Consider the following 2500-nt stretch of genomic DNA (forward strand, 5'->3'; position numbering starts at 1 on the left):
AGCGTCAGCTGGCACGGATGCACGAGCGCCAGATCAAGACCTGAGGCCCCGTAGGAGCCGGTTTTAACCGGCCACAAAAAAGCCCGCATCGCTGCGGGCTTTTTTGTGGCCGGTTAAAACCGGAACACTTCCATCTCGGTACGAATCGGTGTCGCCATCGGAATCTTCGGCTTCGACGCAAATTGCTTGGGTGTTATATGGTCAAGCCTCACGGGCAATTAGTATTGGTTAGCTCAACGCCTCACAGCGCTTACACACCCAACCTATCAACGTCGTAGTCTTCGACGGCCCTTCAGGGAGCTCAAGGCTCCAGTGAGATCTCATCTTGAGGCAAGTTTCCCGCTTAGATGCTTTCAGCGGTTATCTCTTCCGAACATAGCTACCCGGCAATGCCACTGGCGTGACAACCGGAACACCAGAGGTTCGTCCACTCCGGTCCTCTCGTACTAGGAGCAGCCCCTCTCAAATCTCAAACGTCCACGGCAGATAGGGACCGAACTGTCTCACGACGTTCTAAACCCAGCTCGCGTACCACTTTAAATGGCGAACAGCCATACCCTTGGGACCGGCTTCAGCCCCAGGATGTGATGAGCCGACATCGAGGTGCCAAACACCGCCGTCGATATGAACTCTTGGGCGGTATCAGCCTGTTATCCCCGGAGTACCTTTTATCCGTTGAGCGATGGCCCTTCCATACAGAACCACCGGATCACTAAGACCTACTTTCGTACCTGCTCGACGTGTCTGTCTCGCAGTCAAGCGCGCTTTTGCCTTTATACTCTACGACCGATTTCCGACCGGTCTGAGCGCACCTTCGTACTCCTCCGTTACTCTTTAGGAGGAGACCGCCCCAGTCAAACTACCCACCATACACTGTCCTCGATCCGGATAACGGACCTGAGTTAGAACCTCAAAGTTGCCAGGGTGGTATTTCAAGGATGGCTCCACGCAGACTGGCGTCCACGCTTCAAAGCCTCCCACCTATCCTACACAAGCAAATTCAAAGTCCAGTGCAAAGCTATAGTAAAGGTTCACGGGGTCTTTCCGTCTAGCCGCGGATACACTGCATCTTCACAGCGATTTCAATTTCACTGAGTCTCGGGTGGAGACAGCGCCGCCATCGTTACGCCATTCGTGCAGGTCGGAACTTACCCGACAAGGAATTTCGCTACCTTAGGACCGTTATAGTTACGGCCGCCGTTTACCGGGGCTTCGATCAAGAGCTTCGCGTTAGCTAACCCCATCAATTAACCTTCCGGCACCGGGCAGGCGTCACACCCTATACGTCCACTTTCGTGTTTGCAGAGTGCTGTGTTTTTAATAAACAGTCGCAGCGGCCTGGTATCTTCGACCGGCATGAGCTTACGGAGCAAGTCCTTCACCCTCACCGGCGCACCTTCTCCCGAAGTTACGGTGCCATTTTGCCTAGTTCCTTCACCCGAGTTCTCTCAAGCGCCTTGGTATTCTCTACCCAACCACCTGTGTCGGTTTGGGGTACGGTTCCTGGTTACCTGAAGCTTAGAAGCTTTTCTTGGAAGCATGGCATCAACCACTTCGTCGCCTAATGGCAACTCGTCATCAGCTCTCGGCCTTAAGATCCCGGATTTACCTAAGATCTCAGCCTACCACCTTAAACTTGGACAACCAACGCCAAGCTGGCCTAGCCTTCTCCGTCCCTCCATCGCAATAACCAGAAGTACAGGAATATTAACCTGTTTTCCATCGACTACGCTTTTCAGCCTCGCCTTAGGGACCGACTAACCCTGCGTCGATTAACGTTGCGCAGGAAACCTTGGTCTTTCGGCGTGGGAGTTTTTCACTCCCATTGTCGTTACTCATGTCAGCATTCGCACTTCTGATACCTCCAGCAAGCTTCTCAACTCACCTTCACAGGCTTACAGAACGCTCCTCTACCGCATCACCTAAGTGATACCCGTAGCTTCGGTGTATGGTTTGAGCCCCGTTACATCTTCCGCGCAGGCCGACTCGACTAGTGAGCTATTACGCTTTCTTTAAAGGGTGGCTGCTTCTAAGCCAACCTCCTAGCTGTCTAAGCCTTCCCACATCGTTTCCCACTTAACCATAACTTTGGGACCTTAGCTGACGGTCTGGGTTGTTTCCCTTTTCACGACGGACGTTAGCACCCGCCGTGTGTCTCCCATGCTCGGCACTTGTAGGTATTCGGAGTTTGCATCGGTTTGGTAAGTCGGGATGACCCCCTAGCCGAAACAGTGCTCTACCCCCTACAGTGATACATGAGGCGCTACCTAAATAGCTTTCGAGGAGAACCAGCTATCTCCGAGCTTGATTAGCCTTTCACTCCGATCCACAGGTCATCCGCTAACTTTTCAACGGTAGTCGGTTCGGTCCTCCAGTCAGTGTTACCTAACCTTCAACCTGCCCATGGATAGATCGCCCGGTTTCGGGTCTATACCCAGCGACTAAACGCCCTATTAAGACTCGCTTTCGCTACGCCTCCCCTATTCGGTTAAGCTCGCCA

Annotated in this window: 1 rRNA gene (cut by a window edge); it reads right to left on the reverse strand. The window is 53.0% G+C overall.

The features are described 5' to 3' along the window. Positions 1–197: 197 nt before the first annotated feature. Positions 198–2500 (reverse strand): 23S ribosomal RNA (locus CR917_RS23040) (it continues 588 nt past the right edge of the window).

It is taken from the genome of Pseudomonas sp. BRM28 (assembly GCF_002939405.1).
Classification (GTDB): domain Bacteria; phylum Pseudomonadota; class Gammaproteobacteria; order Pseudomonadales; family Pseudomonadaceae; genus Aquipseudomonas; species Aquipseudomonas palmensis.